Origin of the sequence: Serratia sp. Ag1 (assembly GCF_000743355.1) — a bacterium.
Classification (GTDB): domain Bacteria; phylum Pseudomonadota; class Gammaproteobacteria; order Enterobacterales; family Enterobacteriaceae; genus Chania.
In genome coordinates, this window is the sequence record NZ_JQEI01000014.1 from 171,738 (window position 1) to 188,774 (window position 17,037).

The following is a 17,037-nucleotide window of genomic DNA, read 5'->3' on the forward strand; positions in this document are numbered from 1 at the left end:
GGGAGAGGGCAGTTTTTTGTCTAATATATTAATCATTGTCATTAAGACTTTTAAGATATGAATATCGAACTCAGACACCTGCGTTATTTTGTCGCCGTTGCAGATGAATTACACTTTGGCCGCGCAGCGGAGCGGCTGCGCATATCCCAGCCGCCGCTGAGCCAGCAGATCCAGGCGTTGGAAGAACGGGTCGGTGCCCGTTTGCTGGCACGTAATAACCGCAACGTTGGCTTGACTCAGGCCGGGGAAATGTTTCTCAAAGAAGCTTACCAGATCCTTGATCAGCTCAACCGCGCGGCAGAAAAGGCGGCACGGCTTGAACGTGGTGAGATCGGTGAGTTGATGATCGGCTTTACTTCTTCAGCTCCTTTTATCAGCGCAGTGTCGCGCAGCCTGAGAGCATTCCGCCAATTGTCGCCAAATGTGCATATCAAAATGCGGGAGATCAATACCAAACAGCAGCTGGAACCGTTGCTGAATGGCGAGTTGGATTTGGGCGTGATGCGTAACACCCGCTTACCGGATGCGCTCCAGCATCAGTTATTGCTGCGTGAACCGCTCTTGGCGGTGGTCCCGAATGAACACCCGTTAACCCTGATGGAATCGGGTAGGTTGCGCTTTAGCGACTTGGCGCAGGAGCCGTTCGTTTTCTTTTCCCGCGAGGTGGGTACGGCGCTGTACGATGAGATTTTGGCGCTGTTAGCCAATGCCGGAGTGATTCCTTATATTACTCAGGAAGTGGGTGAAGCCATGACAATTATCGGCCTGGTGGCTGCCGGGTTGGGGATATCCATTCTACCGATGTCATTTAGCAGGGTCAGAATTGATGGCGTCACGTATCTGCCCCTGGCGGAACCGGATGCCATTACCGAAGTTTGGTTGGTGCACCACCGTAACCGCCCAGTGACCGTGGCTGCCCAAACTTTGATGGCGTTAATGCTGGATCTGCACAAATAAGATGCGCTTCCAGGCTAAATATCGGTGAATTTGTGCTGTTAATCACATAACTAATCAAATAGTTGACGCTGTATTCCAAAAGCCCCACCATAGCCTTTAGTCTTTATTTAGAAGCGCGAAAAATAGTAGGAGCAGGTTTGTGATTGCGGATGGGCAGCCTGGGCATATCGATCAGATCAAGCAAACCAATGCAGGTGCAGTTTATCGGCTGATTGATCAGCTTGGGCCTATTTCGCGCATCGAATTGTCAAAGCGCGCCCAGTTGGCCCCCGCCAGTATCACTAAGATCGTGCGTGAGCTGCTTGAAGCGCATCTGGTCAAAGAAACCGAATACCAAGAGGTGGGTAGCCGTGGCCGCCCGGCAGTGGGTCTGGTGTTGGATACCGAAGCCTGGCATTACCTTTCTGCCCGCATCAGCCGGGGGACCATTACGCTGGCGCTACGCGATCTCAGCAGCAAAATGGTGGTAGAAGAACTGCTGCCGCTCGATGCTGAACATCCAGAACCGTTGCTGCAGCGCATTGTGGGTGAGATAGACCGTTTTTTTATCCGCCATCAAAGCAAGCTCGAACGCCTAACCGCAATTGCCATCACTTTGCCCGGCATGATTGATACCGCGTCTGGCATTGTTCACCGGATGCCGTTTTATGATGTGGAGGAGATGGCGCTCGGCCCGGCATTGACCTCGCTTACTGGGTTACCCGTATATCTGCAGCATGATATTTGCGCCTGGACTATGGCCGAAGCGCTGTATGGCGCTTCGCGCGGCAGCATGAATGTTATTCAGGTGGTGATTGATCATAACGTCGGTGCTGGGGTTATCACCAATGGCCGTGTGCTGCATTCTGGCAGCCGCAGCGTCGTGGAAATCGGCCATACGCAGGTCGATCCTTATGGTAAACGCTGCTACTGCGGTAATCACGGTTGCCTGGAAACGGTTGCCAGTATTGAAAATATGCTGGAGATCGCTCAACAGCGTTTGGGCGGTTCAATGACTTCATTGTTGCATGGCACACCTCTGACGGTGGAATCCCTGTGTGATGCCGCGTTGGCTGGGGATCAATTAGCCAAAGACATCATTCTTGGCGTCGGGCACAGCGTCGGGCGCATTGTGGCGATCATGGTCAACCTGTTTAATCCGGAAAAAATTCTGGTAGGTTCGCCGTTGAATCGAGCTGCCGAGATCCTTCATCCGGCGATTGCCTCCTGCATTCGCCAGCAATCTCTGCCTGCGTACAGCGAGCATGTACAGGTGGAGTCCACACAGTTTTTCAATAAAGGCACCATGCCTGGTGCGGCCCTGGTGAAAGATGCACTTTATAACGGCTCGCTGCTGGTAAAACTGTTGCAGGGCTAAGAGCGACGCTTCCTATCAGAGTTTCTTAATCTTTACCGACAAAATATTGAGCTACCTCAAGCCCTGTCGGATTCGCATCCCCTAGACTTTTCTCGGCAGGCTACTAGCGCCGCGAACGGCGGCGCTCCTTATGTTAACGGAGCATTCCAGGGCAATCTATTCATGTTAAAGCGTTTATTTGTTACAGGCACGGATACCGACGTAGGTAATACCGTGGTTTCCCGTGGATTATTGCAGGCATTTGCCGCACAGGGCCGCTCAGTGGCGGGGTATAAACCCATTGCAGCGCGTTGCCAGGAAACCAGCGAAGGCATTCGAAATAAAGACGCTTTGGTGCTGCAAGCTTCGTCTACTTTGCCTCTGTCTTATGAGGAGATTAACCCGATAACCTGCCTGGATGAGGTCTTTCACGCCCACGCCACACAGGATATTGACTACGGCGTGATGAGCCGTGGGTTACGACATCTTGCCGCCAAGGCCGATACCGTGGTGGTTGAGGGCAGCGGTGGCTGGCGCGTCTTGATGAACGATCTGCGCCCTTATGCTGAATGGGTGGTGCAGGAACAGCTCCCGGTGATCCTGGTCGTTGGCATCAAGTTGGGCTGTGTCAGCCATGCTTTGCTGACTGCCCAGTCGATTCTTAACGATGGCTTACCGTTGTTGGGATGGGTCGCTAACCGTATCAACCCCGGTTTAGCACACTATGCCGAAACCATCGAGGCGTTGCAGCAACGTATTCCCGCACCGCTCTTGGGTGAGATCCCTTATTTGCCACGGGCTGAACAGCGCGAACTGGCGCAGTATCTGGACATTTCCAGCCTGATGGAATGTCACGCATTATAACTGTTCGCTTGGTTGCATAAAAAAGGCCGGGAAACAGAAAGGTTCCCCGGCCTTTTATTTGTGTCGCTAAGTTAGCTGGCAGGCGGCGTGGCCGGTTGATAGGTGCCGGTCATGCTTTCCAGCAACGCCACCAAGTCGTTGACATCGCTTTCTGGCAGAGTAACGCCTACCTGATATTTCAACATATCTTTCACTGCCTGGTTAAGCGAGTTGACGCTGCCGTCATGGAAGTAAGGGGCGGTTTGGGCGATATTACGCAGCGTTGGCGTTTTGAAACGATAACGATCAGCTTCGTTTTTCGTGACATTGTAACGCCCAAGGTCAACTTCGGTTGGCTTACCGCGTGCAGCGAAGTAATCTGCTTTTACCCCCATGATTTCGTAAGACTGGCCGCCAAGATTAACCCCGGTGTGGCAGGTGCCGCATTTGTTCTGCTGGAACAACTGATAACCGTGCTTCTGTTGTGCCGTCAGGGCACCTTCATCGCCTTTCAGATAGCGATCAAACGGGCTGTTTGGCGTGATCAGCGTTTTCTCAAACTCAGCAATCGCATCGGTAATGTTATCGCCAGTGAAACCGTTGGCATAGACGCGCTGGAAGTCGGCTTTCAACCGCGCATCTTTTTCCAGTTTGCCGATGATGTCATCCCAAGAGCCTGAAGCCATTTCGATCGGGTTCATCGGTGGGCCACCGGCCTGCGCCTGCAGATCTTTTGCCCGGCCATCCCAGAATTGCGCAATGTTAAATGTGGCATTGAACACTGTAGGCGCATTGATCGGGCCTGGCTGGTTATTCACCCCAAGTGAAGTCACACGGCCATCGACACCACCCGCGCCCAATTGATGGCAGTGGGCACAAGAGATGCTGTTATCTTTGGATAGCCGTGGATCGTGGAACAACCGGAAGCCCAGCGCCACTTTCTCTGGGTTGGTTGGCAGCGATTCTGGCAATGGCCGCAGTGTTGCACCGCGCAGTTCAGCCGGGGTGTCAGGGTAAGAATAATGTTGCTCACGTTGCTGGTGAATCCAGCTCAATAACTCTTGCCGGTCATCGTCACTGATTTTGCCAGACCAGTGCATAGTCTTATAAAGCATTGGCGGCATGCTCTGATCTTGCAGTACATATTCCAGTTTGGCCAGATCGGCTTCTGGCACTGCGGTTTTCTGCTGCAGAGCCGTGCGTATGGCATCAAGGTTAAACTGCCGGTTGCCAGTGCGAACATCATAGTCCATCAACTGCTTGGCAATCGGTAGCCCGGCGTAGAAGGGCAGTTTTGCTGAGGTTGTATGGCAATAATCACATCCGTAGCGGGTTAACAGGGTATCAATTTTATTGTCGGCAATCGCAGGTGCACGTTGTTGATCGTAATGGTAGATATAGCCGACGAACCCCAGATAGCCGACAACGGCTACGGCGGCACATCCCAGAATGATTTTTTTAATCATGTTCACGCTCCAATGAATTTAACTTCCAAATTGCCCGTTATCCGATTGTGCTGATGAAAAAATGGGCAGCCGAGGTTGACACATTTGCAGGTTCGGCGACTTGACTGAAATCAAATACTTTAATTTATATTAACTATTGCTGCAATAGGTTTTAACGATGAACCAGGTAGGGTGCGGCCTGCAGGGTAAACTAGGAAGTTACTTATAATTCAATATTTTTAGGTTGGTTGGCGTTATTGTTCAATGAGTAACAGGCAAAGTAAGATACATTTTTTATACATGTACACAAGATTTTTTGATACCGAAAGCTGCCTAATTAATTAATAATAATTATTATTTCGTGTCGCAGTTACGTGTGACAATGTCACTAAAAATCATCTCATGCTGTTATTACACAGCGGAATAATCGGCTGGTTTTGCTGAGGCACGGCGGTATACTCGGTGGGAAATTAAAGCCGGGATAGCTGATAACTTGATGACAAATAACACTTCACCAGCACCGGTAGCTCACCGGCCCCTGATCCTGCTCGCCTGTATGCTGGCAATGTTCATGTCCGCGATTGAAGCCACTATCGTTGCTACAGCCATGCCGACGATTATTGGCGATCTTGGCGGTTTCTCGCTGCTGGGCTGGGTGTTTGCCGTCTATTTAATGGCGCAAGCGATTACTATTCCGATCTATGGTCGGTTGGCAGATCTGTATGGCCGCAAACGCATCTTCTTTTTTGGTGCCACGCTGTTTCTGCTTGGTTCGATACTGTGTGGTTTTTCAACCGATATGTACTGGCTGATTGGTTTCCGTCTCTTGCAAGGGCTAGGGGCCGGGGCGATCATGCCAATCGCCACCACTATCATCGGGGACATTTATTCTGCCACCGAACGGCCGAAAGTGATGGGGTATATCTCTAGCGTCTGGGGCGTTTCAGCCATTATCGGCCCGCTGCTCGGGGCGTTTATAGTGCAGCATCTGCCTTGGGCGCTGGTATTCTGGGTCAATCTGCCGATTGGTCTGTTGGCAATGTTTTTTCTCGGGCGTTATCTGCCAGCACAACAACAGGTCCGCCAGCATGCGTTGGATCTGATCGGCACGGCGTGGCTGACAATTTTTGTCACTGCTTTATTACTTTCGTTATTACAGGCGGAGGTGTTGGGGTGGTGGTTATTGCCGCTGTTAAGCATTGCGCTGTTTGCGTTGCTGGGGCTGATTCGCCAGGAGCGCCGAGCTCCAGAACCCTTATTCCCGTTAGCGCTCTGGCAGAACCGCGTGATTGTGGCGGGTAATATCGGCGGGATAGCTATTGGGGCGGCCATGATGGGGATCAGTGCCTTTTTACCTACCTTTATTCAGGGCGTGAAAGGCGGTACACCGTTGGAGGCAGGCACTACGCTGGCGCTGATGTCGATCGGTTGGCCGTTGGCCAGTACCTTGAGTGGCCGTTTGATGTTGCGGACTTCTTATCGCACTACGGCACTGTTGGGCGCATTGCTGCTGGTGAGCGGTGGGTTGATACTGCTGTTGCTGCAGCTTGCCGGGGGCCTGCTGTGGGGGCGTTTGGCGGCCTTTATGGTCGGTGCCGGTATGGGGCTATGCAACACTACGTTTCTGGTTTCCGTGCAAAATGCGGCGCATTTCAGCATTCGGGGTATTGCCACCGCCTGTACCGTATTTACTCGAATGATAGGTTCGGCAATCGGCACGGCTATTTTAGGTGCCACGCTCAATATCAACCTGCAATTACGTTTGCCCGATATTGTCGATCCGGTACAAAAGCTGATGGATCCGGTGTTGAAGTTTACTCTGTCGTGGGGGGAATTGACCCACCTGCAACAACAAGTGGCGGCCTCGCTGCATTGGGTGTTTTTGGTGTCGGCACTCTTGTCTCTGTTTGCCTTTGCTGCGGCAATGCTGATCCCGGCGCGCCATCGGCCACAAGGTGAGGGGGAAAAGGCTGAACAGGCACAGTGAGGTGAGTAAAGAGGGCGCAGAACTGCGCTGCGCCCTGCGGTAGGTTATTGCGCGATTTTGGTGTCCTGGCTGGTGCCAGCCTGTGCTGCGTCACCGACTTCATCGCTGTTGTGCAGGCGAGTGTAGACAATTTTTTGCGTGTCAAAACCACAATGACCAACGACTTGCCCACCGGCCTGGCTTGCCTGATCGTTAGGCACAATCTCCAGCTTGAAGCCGGATTCAGGCACGCCGTTGTTCACGATCTTCTGTGCGATCTCCGCTTTCACGGTTTCGCATGAGGAGGCCAAGGCGGCCAATGGTGCGCTTGCCAAGAGTAGTGCAAGTACAAGTGCTTTTTTCATCATTCAATCCTTATATGAGAATGAACTTCCTCTGCAGGTTAACAGCATTCAGCAGAACGGTTTAACGCTATCGGTTGATTGGCCGGCCGGTTTGACGATCCAGGCACTTACGGGTGGTGGGTTCCCAATAGGCATTGACGTTGTAGCTGTTGTTACAGTTATCCTCGTCATCAACGGCGCGATCGACCTTATCAAACTCTTTTTCGACGCGGGTATTCACCTTGTGGCGCAGGGAACGGGTATCATTCCACTGTTCTTTGCTTTGGTTAGCCTGTTGTTGGTTCATACCTGTGTCACCGTTGACGGTGACACAGGTGCTACCTTGAGTGCATGTCGCTGCTTGGGCAGAAGCCTGCCAGCTGCCAGCCAGCACCAACATGGCGACTGGCAGCATCCCGCATAGCAGTCGTTGAACAGAAAGTGATTTCATCGTCTTATCCTTATAAGTTAGTGTTGCGTCGTTCGGCGACACTGGCTGTAGCATTTGGCTAAATATATCATCGTGTTCTTGCGTTGCACCAGCTTAGCGCCGTACTCGTTTAATCTTTAGAGAGAATAGGCCACGGATGTTAAAAACCACTTTATTGTTCTTTATGACCGCGTTGGCAGAAATCATTGGCTGTTTCCTACCGTATTTGTGGCTGAAAAAAGGGGCTAGCGGCTGGTTGCTGCTGCCCGCTGCGATTAGTTTGATGTTGTTTGTCTGGTTGCTGACCTTGCACCCGGCTGCCAGTGGGCGCGTCTACGCGGCTTATGGGGGTGTTTATGTTGCCACGGCCCTGCTGTGGTTGCGGGTTGTGGATGGGGTGAAACTGTCGGCAATGGATTGGCTAGGCGCAGGCGTGGCACTGGTGGGGATGCTGATTATCGTCGCAGGCTGGCGTACGGCCTAGCTGAAAGGTGGCAGGGCATTTGCCTGCCACCGTAGGATCACGACTCGCGGTGGATGTTCAAACCGGCAAAAGACTGGCAGACCGGCATGATCTCCAGGGTGTTGATGTTGACGCGTGCGGGCAGTGTTGCCACCCAGAATACCGATTCTGCAATATCTTCTGGCGTCAGGGCATCGGCTCCGGCATAGGTTTTGCCTGCTTTGCCATCGTCCCCTTTGAATCGCACGTTAGAGAATTCGGTACCACCCACCATACCTGGTTCGATATCGGTGACGCGGATATGGGTGCCGTGCAGATCGGCCCGGAGCCCCAGGCTGAACTGCCGCACAAACGCCTTGGTTGCGCCATACACGTTGCCACCTGCGTAAGGCCAGTTAGCGGCGGTGGAACCGATATTGATCACGTGCCCGACATTGCGTTCCACCATTGCAGGCAGCAGCGCGCGCGTCATGTTCACCAGCCCTTTGGTGTTGGTGTCGATCATGGTTTCCCAATCATCGGCATTGGCTTTGTGCGCAGGTTCAAGGCCCAGAGCCAGCCCGGCGTTATTCACCAGCACGTCTATCTGGCTCAGCTCAGCCGGTAATTCCGCGATCGCCTGCGTGATCGCCGCGCGGTTACGCACATCAAGGCGCACGATATGCAGTGCCTCACCCAATTCAGCCTGCAGTTCTTCCAGGCGCTCCATGCGACGGCCAGCGGCAATCACCTGGTGGCCTTCACGCACAAATTTGCGGGCAATGGCTACGCCAAACCCGGATGTCGCACCCGTAACAAAAATGATCATCTTATTGTTCCTCAACTGTTTTACCCTGAGTTCACTCTAACGCGGCTCTATCTTCCCGGCAAATTTAACCGATAATGGCACCACTCAGCGGTTTGGGTGTGCCGTTAATTCCATCGTTTGCGGGTGTTGAGTAATCACTTGTTTTTGCTGAAACTGTTAACTACGCCTAAGCTAGGCTGGAACCCAGATATTCTAGACATGGAGGAGTTTTATTTTGATGCGTTTAACCACTCTGGTACTTTCGGTCGGTATGGCGCTGAGTGCGCAGGCTCAAGCAGAAGAGAGCACGTTATCATCAAATAATGCCGCCGTGTCAAACGGCCCGCTGAAAGAGACGAATATGATCAAACCACAAGCCGAGCTAAAGGAAGAAAACCCGTTCTCTTCTGCCAGTCCTCTGTTTTTTCAGACCCCTCCCTTTAACGTGATCAAAGAGAGTGACTACGCGCCAGCGATTGCGGCAGGTATCCAGCAAAAACTGGCGGAGATCGAGACGATTGCCAACAATCCGGCAGCACCAACTTTTGCTAACACATTGGCGGCGTTGGAAAAGGCTGGCGCTTTGCTGACGCGCACGGTTAATGTGTTTAGCGCCATGACAGCGGCCAACACCAGCGATACTTTGCAAAAACTGGATGAAGAAACCGCACCAAAGCTGGCCGCGTTGAACGATGCCATTATGCTGAATAGCAAGCTGTTTGCACGAATTCATACCATTTATGAACAGCGTGACGCACTCAAATTGGATGCGGAGTCTCGCCGTTTACTGGATGTGACTCATCAAAATTTCCTGCTGGCAGGGGCTAACCTTCCTGAAGTGAAGAAAGAACAGTTGAAGGCGCTGAATCAGGAAGCGGCGACGCTAAGCACTCAATTCACCAATAAACTGTTGGCCGCGGGCAAAAACGGTGCATTGGCCGTAACCGATCAAGCCTGGTTGGCAGGGCTGAGTGAAGGGGAAATTGCCGCTGCGGCACAGGCTGCCAGCGAGCGGAAGCTGGGCAAGCAGTGGCTGTTAGTGTTGCAAAACACGACGCAACAACCTGCCTTGCAGAGCCTGCAGGCGCGGGATGCCCGTAAAGCGCTATTTGCGGCCTCATGGCAGCGGGCAGAACGGGACGATGCCAACGACACGCGTCAGACTCTTGCCCGGTTGGCACAGGTGCGGGCAGAACAGGCTCGTTTGCTGGGGTTTCCGAATTACGCGACCTGGAAGTTGCAAAATCAGATGGCAAAAAACCCAAATGCGGCGCTGAGTTTTATGCGCAACATTGTGCCAGCCGCGACGGCTCGTGCGGAGCGCGAAGCCCAAGACATCCAGGCGGTGATCGAGCAGCAAAAAGGAGGCTTTAACGCTGAGGCCTGGGACTGGCAGTTCTATGCAGAGCAGGTGCGAAAAGCTCAGTATGATCTGGATGAATCGCAGATAAAGCCTTACTTCGAACTGAACAACGTGCTGAATAATGGTGTGTTTTATGCCGCCAATCTGCTGTATGGCATCAGTTTCAAAGAGCGCCGGGATATTCCGGTGTATCAGGCGGATGTGCGAGTGTATGAAGTGATCGATAAAGATGGCCAACCGTTGGCGCTGTTCTATACCGATCTGTTTAAACGCGACAATAAGGGCGGTGGGGCCTGGATGGGCAACTTCGTTGAACAGTCAAAACTCAATGGTGCCAAACCGGTCATTTATAACGTTGCCAACTTCAGCAAACCCGCTCCTGGCCAGCCCGCGCTGTTGTCCTATGACGAGGTGATCACTCTGTTTCATGAGTTCGGCCACGCTCTGCACGGCATGTTTGCCGATCAACAATACCCGAGCCTGTCAGGCACCAATACTGCGCGCGATTTTGTCGAATTCCCGTCACAGTTCAACGAGCATTGGGCTAAAGATCCTCAGGTGTTTGCCCACTTTGCCAAACATTATCAAACCGGCGAAGCCATGCCTCCGGCGTTGGTCAGCAAAATTGAGAAGGCCGATAAATTCAACAAAGGCTATGACATGACAGAGTTGCTGTCTGCGGCCTTGCTGGATATGCATTGGCACATGCTGGTTGCCGGTCAACCTCTGCAGGAGGTCGATGCTTTTGAAACTGCGGCGCTGCAAAAAGATCACATCGCTCTCAGCACCGTGCCGCCACGCTATCGTTCCAGCTATTTCCAGCATATCTGGGGTAGTGGCTATGCCGCTGGTTATTACGCCTATCTCTGGACCCAAATGCTGGCGGATGATGGTTTCCAGTGGTTCACCGAACACGGTGGGTTGACGGCAGAGAATGGTCAACGCTTCCGCGATAAGGTGTTATCACGGGGTAACAGCCAGGATCTGGAAAAACTGTACGTTGAGTGGCGTGGCAAAGAACCGAGCATCGAGCCGATGCTGATTAATCGTGGGTTGAAAGAGCGGTAAATTGTTTGAGGAGCCCACCCAACAGGGTGGGCTGAGGTTGATGACAAAGTGGCTTTTTAACCCGAGATACCCGGGTTAATCCAGCAAGCCCCGCTGTTGCAGTGTGTATCTGGTGGCTTCGTTCAGATCGTAACTGGCGAGATCTTCTTTCTTCACCCAGGCGTAATCGGCAAATTCGTCGTTGATAGTGACTTCGCGATTGGCTGCGTGACAGTCAAAAATCAGATAAATCATGTATATCTGCTCTTTGCTGCCGTCTTCGTAGGTCTTTACCCGCACATCGTCGCGAAAGGTCCAGGGTTCTATACGATCCAACACCAAGGCGGCACCCAGTTCTTCACAGACTTCGCGGCGCAAGGCTTCCTCGATGGTTTCTCCCGGCTCTGTGCCGCCACCAGAAAGTGCCCACTGGCCGGGGAAGACACCTTTATGTGCAGCCATTTTGCACAAGAGATAGGCGTTGTCGTTCTCTATTAACGGGCAAACAATAATGCGTTGACGCATAGCGGCTCCATTTTCAAGTTTGTTCAAGAGGATACCAGCAAAGGGACAACGCATTATATCGTTTTTCACATCGGGGCAATGGGTTACAACTTGGCCCGGTACTCGTCTTCCATCCGGGTAAAGGTGGCCCAGAACGGCTGTGGTGGGCGTTCCTGCAGACGGTCACGCAAAATATCCAAGTGAGTATGCCAACCACCAGCAACGGTGAGCATGGTATCGCGGTCTGGCAAGCGGCGGTGGATCACCGTCAGCAGTACGTTATCGCCTTGCTCGGCTAACTCAAAGGTGACTTCGGAAGGGCGGCCTTCGCCTTTTTCTGCCCAGGTAAAACTCAACAGGCGCGGAGGGAAAAGGCAGGTAATATGGCCCACGTTGGCAACTGTGCCGCCATATTGCTTATATTTGGCCGGAGGTTTTTCATGTTCGCCAGCAAGTTCAGAATTGCAGAACATCAACTCAACTCTGGCACCTTTTTGTAGCGACATTTCGCCCGTGGCTAACCAGGTGGCACGCTTGTTTGACTCGGTCAGGTAGGCCCAGACGCGATCAAGTGGGCCAGGCAGTAACCGCTGAATGCGTAATGTTCCAGGTTCAAGGATTATACCGTAATCGTTCATGGTTCACTCCGTTGGAGGAGGCAAGCTGGCTCACCGCAAAACGAGTTTTAGTGCGTTTAACCGCTCACTCCAGAAATCCAGTTGTAACGAGGATAATTTAATCATACGGCTAAATATAGAACAGGGGGGATAATGCTCAATCAAATTATTGAATATTTTTATAAGATTGAGAACCTGATACGGTATGACGAACATAAGGCATTATGATAGCTATCATTGCTTTAGCTTTGCAGCCAGGGTTCATGGAGAGATTATGCTTTTTGGCGTGTTATTTGCGTTAGCCGCCGGGCTGATGTGGGGGCTGATTTTTGTCGGCCCGGTGTTGGTGCCGGATTATCCGGCGGCGTTGCAGTCGACCGGGCGCTACCTGGCGTTTGGCTTGATCGCGTTGCCGCTGGCGTGGTTCGATCGTCGCCGTTTACGCCAGTTATTGCCTAAAGACTGGCTGGAGGCGCTGAAACTGACCGCTATCGGTAATTTATTGTATTACCTGTGCTTGGCCAGTGCGATTCAGCGCACCGGGGCTCCGGTTTCCACCATGATTATCGGTACGCTGCCCGTGGTGATTTCTGTCAGTGCCAATCTGCTTTACGGCCACCACGATGGTCAACTTTCCTGGCGCAAGTTAACCCCGGCGCTGCTGCTGATTGCCTGTGGCCTGATACTGGTCAATATTGCGGAACTGATGGGTAACAGTGAGCCCGTGGATGTTTGGCGTTACCTCAGCGGATTGATCTTGGCGGTTTTGGCCGTGGCTTGCTGGACCTGGTTCCCGCTGCGCAACGCACGCTGGCTGCGTGAGAACCCGCACAAACGGCCAATGACCTGGGCCACTGCGCAAGGGGTGGTGACGCTGCCGTTGGCTCTACTGGGCTACCTGTTGGTGTGCGGGCAGCTAGCGTTAACGCAGCCACAGTTCGCGTTGCCGTTCGGCCCAAGGCCGCAGGTATTTATCCCGCTGATGATTACCATTGGCGTCTTGTGTTCATGGATTGGTGCTTTGTGCTGGAATGAAGCGAGCCAACGTTTGCCAACGGTCTTGGTTGGGCCATTGATCGTATTCGAGATTCTGGCCGGGTTGGCCTACACCTTTATGTTGCGCCACAGCTGGCCGCCCTTGCTGACATTGTGCGGCATTGCTTGCCTGATAGTCGGGGTAATCAGCGCCATGCGCATCAAGCCGGAACCGATGGTGGTGGCGCTGTCAGTAAAAGAATAAAAAGACGCTGGCGTCAGTTGGCAAAGATATGCGCTTGGCCGAGAATATTCAGGCTGACGTTCGAGCCAACCTGAATACCTTCACGGCTGATGGTTTTAATCTCCACGCTTTCATGGCTATCGGCCATCAACAGGCTGAGAGTGGAAACGAAACCCGCAAAGTCGATATGGGTCACCACCGCTTGGCGCTGAGCGGGTTGGGGGGCAAGGCTAATCTGGATCTGCTCTGGGCGCAGCATAATGCGTGCCTGCCCGCTACGCAGTTGGTCATCTACGGCAATACGGCCCAAGATGCAGTCGGCCCAACCTCGCTCCAGGTAAGCCGAGAGCACCAGCGTTTCCCCCAGGAAGGTGGCCGTGGATTCATCCACCGGGCGCAGATAAAGTTCTTGTGGCTGCCCGACCTGAGCCAATTGCCCATTACGCATCACCGCAACCTGATCGGCAAAGGAGAGGGCTTCTGCCTGATCGTGAGTGACCAGGATCGAAGCAACCTTGGCTTCTGCCAACAGATCCGCCACCGCTTTGCGGGTGGCGGCACGCAGGCCGGTGTCCAGCGCCGAAAAGGGTTCATCCAGCAGCATCAGTTTAGGCTGTTGTGACAGGGCTCTGGCCAGCGCCACCCGCTGTTGTTGCCCGCCGGAGAGCTCATGCGGCCATAAGTTCGCCAAACGTCGATCCAACGCAACCATGTCCATCAATCGATCAATATGATGCTGCTTTTCCTGCTTGCTGCCGCTCAGACCAAAACCGATATTGCCAGCCACGTTGAAATGGGGAAACAGAGCACCATCTTGCGGCACAAACCCGATACCGCGCTGATGTGCCGGGATCCAGATTCCATCATCAGCCAGCGTTTTGCCTTGCAGCCGCACATAGCCATGCTCCGGGGTTTCAAAACCGGCAATAATGCGCAGCAGCGTGGTTTTCCCCGAACCTGAAGGGCCGACAATCGCGGTACGACTACCTTCAGCCACCCGAAGGTTAATGCCCTCAAGCACTTTTACCCCGTTATAGGATTTAGCAATGTCCTGCAGTTCAAGCGTACTCATAATCCTGCCGTGCGTTTAGATTGAGAATAAAGAAGCCAGGTTAACGGTAATGACAGTAAAACCATGATCAAGGCGTAAGGGGCTGCGGCCACATAATCAATTTCACTGGTCAGAGCCCAAAATCCGGTGGCGAGCGTGCGAGTCCCGTTAGGTGCAAGCAGCAAGGTAGCGGTGAGTTCATTGGTGATTGCCAAGAACACCAGTGCGGCACCTGCCGCCGCACCCGGTGCCGCAAGGCGCAGCGTGGTGCTGCACAATGCCTGTAGCGGCGTGCGCCCAAGGCTGCGCGCCACGTTTTCCAGTTCAACCGGGGCTTGGGCAATGCCAGCTCGCAGATTGATCAGCGCTCGGGGCATAAACATCAGCAAATAGGCCAGCAGCAGTGTGATTTCGGTTTGATAGATTGGCCGGAACGCATGGATGGTGATCGTAACCAGCGCCAGCGCCACTACGATACCGGGTAGCGAACTGGTGACGTAATTACAGCCTTCCAGCACCCGGTAGAGCCGCGCGGGGTAACGAACCGAAAGCCAGGCCATCGGGATTGAACACAGCGTGATGATGAGAGCGCCACTGGCGGCCAACGACAGGGTTTGCCGGACGGCTGGCCACAGATCGCTGTTATCCCATACGGCAAAACCGCCCAGATATAACCAGCGTACCAGCGTGATAAAAGGCACCCCTAAGGCCAGAGCGGTCAGCGTTATCGGCAGCAGTTGGCACAAGAGGCTGAGAACCGGGCTGAGCTGATGGGGATTCTGGCTGCGTGCACTGCCAGAACCGACACGGGCATAGCGCGCTCTGCCACGGCTCGCGGCCTCAACCACTAACAACCCAAGGCAGCACAAAACCAGGACGCCTGCCAGCATATTGGCCGCTGCACCGTTAAACGTGGATTGGAACTGATCGAAAATGGCGGTAGTAAAGGTATCGAAACGGATCATGGCGTACAGCCCATACTCTGCCAACAGATGCAGTGCAATCAGCAATGAACCGCCCCAGATAGCCAGTTTTAGCTGTGGCAGAACAACCCGGAAGAAAACGGCCAGCGGCTTGGTCCCCAGAGAAGTGGCAACATCCTCAATCCCCGGATCAAGGCGGCGTAAAACCGCTGAAACCGGTAAATAGATAAACGGGAAATAGGCGATAACCGAGATAAAAACGCCAGCGGCTAAGCCATTCATGCCCGGCACCAGGCTGATCCAGGCGTAGCTTTGCACAAAAGCAGGAACGGCCAACGGCGCAATGGCCAGAATAGACCAGATACGCCGCCCCGGTAGCCGAGTACGCTCTGTGAGCCAGGCTAGCGTGACGCCCAGCAGCGCACAAATCGGCAAAGTGAAAATGACCAGTAATAGCGTGTTGAGTAGCAGTTCCCCGACTCTGGGCCGGAAAACCAGTGTTTTAACCGTTTGCCAGCCGGTATCGATAGCAACACCGATGACAAAACCCAGCGGGAGCAGGGCCAACAACGAAAAAATGACCGCAGCAACCACCATCCACAACCCCGGTCGCTGCTGATAACGTCGTGCCACCGAACCACCTGGCAATGCTCGCGCGGCATGGATAGAAATATTCGACATAACGGTTAAAACACTCTGTACATATAAATTCTGCCTTACAGCAGGCCTGCCTCGGTCATCAGTTCAACGACTTTCTTACTGTTCAGTTTAGAAGGCTCTACTTTTGGTGCTTCGAGATCTTTCAACGGCACCAGCTTAGGGTTCGAAACGGCACCAACGCCAACGGCATATTCAAAAGCATTGTTGGTGCGCAGGATCTCTTGGCCTTGTTTGCCGGTGATCCATTTCACGAACTCTTGTGCTTGTTGCTGATGCTTGCTTGAGGCTAAAACACCCGCGCCAGATGTGCTGACAAAAGCGCCAGGATCCTGATGCTTGAAATAGTGCAGCTTGATGTTGTTGCTGTTTTCGCCCGTTTTAGCGCCATCTACGAATGGGTAGTAATGATAAATCACACCGCCATCGATCTGGCCAGCATTCACGGCCTTCATTACGGTGCTGTTACCTTTATAGGCCGTGGAGTTGGTTTTCATGGCTTTCAGCCATTCGCGGGTGGCTTCTTCACCCTTCAGCTCCAACAGGGCGCTGACGATCGCCTGGAAGTCGGCACCTGACGGGGAGGCAGCCCAGCGGCCTTTCCATTCCGGCTTAGCCAAGTCCAGCAGAGATTGTGGTAATTGTGCCTGATCGATCTTGGCCGGATTATAAACGAACACCGTCGAGCGAGCAGCAATGCCTGTCCAGCGGCCATGTTCAGGGCGGTATTGTGGTTCGACCTGCGCCAAGGTGCTGGCATTAAGCGGGGCAAACAGTTTGGCATTGTCTACCAAAACCATTGCCGGGGAGTTCTCTGTGAGGAAAACATCTGCCGGGGAAGCATTGCCTTCTTGTACCAGTTGGTTACCCAGTTCGCTGTCCTTCCCGTTACGCAAGGTGACTTTAATACCGGTGTCCTTGGTAAAGCCATCGACCCATGATTTTACCAGGTTCTCGTGTTGGGCATTGTAAACCACGATCTCTCCGGCGCTAGAGGTTGCACTGGCGGAGAAGGCCAACATCATGGACGAAGCAAGCAGGGCTAGGGGACCAAGAGAGGTGAAACGCAACTTCATACGGTTATC

At 53.2% G+C, this 17,037-nt stretch carries 16 protein-coding genes; 7 read left to right on the forward strand and 9 right to left on the reverse strand.

The window, feature by feature from the left end; genetic code table 11:
- Window positions 1-57 precede the first annotated feature (57 nt).
- The 3 genes from IV04_RS08975 to bioD all read left to right on the forward strand — a co-directional run bounded on the left by IV04_RS08975 (window position 58) and on the right by bioD (window position 3,157).
- Complete coding sequence (locus IV04_RS08975; RefSeq protein ID WP_037399567.1) at window positions 58-957, forward strand: LysR family transcriptional regulator; 900 nt, start codon at window positions 58-60, stop codon at window positions 955-957.
- Window positions 958-1,096: 139 nt separating this feature from the next.
- Window positions 1,097-2,314 carry an ROK family transcriptional regulator gene (locus IV04_RS08980; protein ID WP_037399565.1) on the forward strand — a complete coding sequence of 406 codons (1,218 nt, stop codon included), beginning with the start codon at window positions 1,097-1,099 and terminating at the stop codon, window positions 2,312-2,314.
- A 162-nt stretch (window positions 2,315-2,476) separates the two neighbouring features.
- Entirely contained in the window at window positions 2,477-3,157 is a 681-nt protein-coding gene (bioD, locus tag IV04_RS08985) for a dethiobiotin synthase (protein ID WP_037399563.1), read from the forward strand.
- Window positions 3,158-3,228: 71 nt separating this feature from the next.
- Here the strand turns inward: bioD and IV04_RS08990 are convergent, their stop codons facing one another.
- Window positions 3,229-4,599 carry a cytochrome c peroxidase gene (locus IV04_RS08990; RefSeq protein WP_369794893.1) on the reverse strand — a complete coding sequence of 457 codons (1,371 nt, stop codon included), beginning with the start codon at window positions 4,597-4,599 and terminating at the stop codon, window positions 3,229-3,231.
- 478 nt (window positions 4,600-5,077) lie between these two features.
- On the opposite strand from IV04_RS08990, the gene IV04_RS08995 reads away from it, so the two are divergent.
- Window positions 5,078-6,568, forward strand: a complete 1,491-nt coding sequence (locus IV04_RS08995) for an MDR family MFS transporter (RefSeq protein ID WP_037399558.1) — start codon at window positions 5,078-5,080, stop codon at window positions 6,566-6,568.
- A gap of 44 nt (window positions 6,569-6,612) precedes the next feature.
- Here IV04_RS08995 and IV04_RS09000 read toward each other — a convergent pair whose 3' ends face one another.
- Complete coding sequence (locus IV04_RS09000; protein ID WP_037399556.1) at window positions 6,613-6,912, reverse strand: DUF1161 domain-containing protein; 300 nt, start codon at window positions 6,910-6,912, stop codon at window positions 6,613-6,615.
- Between the two features lie 67 nt (window positions 6,913-6,979).
- Complete coding sequence (locus IV04_RS09005) at window positions 6,980-7,342, reverse strand: DUF1283 family protein (protein WP_037399552.1); 363 nt, start codon at window positions 7,340-7,342, stop codon at window positions 6,980-6,982.
- Between the two features lie 136 nt (window positions 7,343-7,478).
- Between IV04_RS09005 and IV04_RS09010 the strand changes: the two genes are divergently transcribed.
- Entirely contained in the window at window positions 7,479-7,805 is a 327-nt protein-coding gene (locus IV04_RS09010; protein ID WP_037399550.1) for a YnfA family protein, read from the forward strand.
- A 37-nt stretch (window positions 7,806-7,842) separates the two neighbouring features.
- Here the strand turns inward: IV04_RS09010 and ydfG are convergent, their stop codons facing one another.
- Complete coding sequence (gene ydfG, locus IV04_RS09015; RefSeq protein WP_037399548.1) at window positions 7,843-8,592, reverse strand: bifunctional NADP-dependent 3-hydroxy acid dehydrogenase/3-hydroxypropionate dehydrogenase YdfG; 750 nt, start codon at window positions 8,590-8,592, stop codon at window positions 7,843-7,845.
- 217 nt (window positions 8,593-8,809) lie between these two features.
- On the opposite strand from ydfG, the gene dcp reads away from it, so the two are divergent.
- The gene (gene dcp, locus IV04_RS09020; RefSeq protein ID WP_037399546.1) at window positions 8,810-11,002 is read left to right on the forward strand and encodes a peptidyl-dipeptidase Dcp; all 2,193 of its coding nucleotides are present in this window, start codon (window positions 8,810-8,812) and stop codon (window positions 11,000-11,002) included.
- A gap of 75 nt (window positions 11,003-11,077) precedes the next feature.
- Here dcp and nudI read toward each other — a convergent pair whose 3' ends face one another.
- Together nudI and IV04_RS09030 are read right to left on the reverse strand one after the other, a co-directional pair.
- Window positions 11,078-11,506, reverse strand: a complete 429-nt coding sequence (gene nudI, locus IV04_RS09025; RefSeq protein WP_037399540.1) for a nucleoside triphosphatase NudI — start codon at window positions 11,504-11,506, stop codon at window positions 11,078-11,080.
- An 83-nt stretch (window positions 11,507-11,589) separates the two neighbouring features.
- Window positions 11,590-12,123: an SRPBCC family protein gene (locus IV04_RS09030; protein WP_037399538.1), complete on the reverse strand. Its 534-nt coding sequence runs from the start codon at window positions 12,121-12,123 to the stop codon at window positions 11,590-11,592.
- A gap of 253 nt (window positions 12,124-12,376) precedes the next feature.
- Here IV04_RS09030 and IV04_RS09035 point away from each other — a divergent pair, with 253 nt between their 5' ends.
- Complete coding sequence (locus tag IV04_RS09035) at window positions 12,377-13,342, forward strand: DMT family transporter (RefSeq protein ID WP_037399535.1); 966 nt, start codon at window positions 12,377-12,379, stop codon at window positions 13,340-13,342.
- Between the two features lie 13 nt (window positions 13,343-13,355).
- On the opposite strand, the gene IV04_RS09040 is transcribed toward IV04_RS09035, so the two are convergent.
- From IV04_RS09040 to IV04_RS09050, 3 genes are read right to left on the reverse strand one after another with little or no spacing between them, the layout of a single operon-like run.
- Window positions 13,356-14,393 (reverse strand): ABC transporter ATP-binding protein, encoded by a 1,038-nt coding sequence (locus tag IV04_RS09040; protein WP_037399532.1) that lies wholly within the window; start codon window positions 14,391-14,393, stop codon window positions 13,356-13,358.
- The gene (locus IV04_RS09045) at window positions 14,390-15,976 is read right to left on the reverse strand and encodes an iron ABC transporter permease (protein ID WP_037399529.1); all 1,587 of its coding nucleotides are present in this window, start codon (window positions 15,974-15,976) and stop codon (window positions 14,390-14,392) included. The genes IV04_RS09040 and IV04_RS09045 overlap by 4 nt, the downstream gene beginning before the upstream one ends.
- Window positions 15,977-16,011: 35 nt before the next feature.
- Complete coding sequence (locus IV04_RS09050; RefSeq protein WP_037399527.1) at window positions 16,012-17,028, reverse strand: iron ABC transporter substrate-binding protein; 1,017 nt, start codon at window positions 17,026-17,028, stop codon at window positions 16,012-16,014.
- Between the last annotated feature and the right edge of the window lie 9 nt (window positions 17,029-17,037).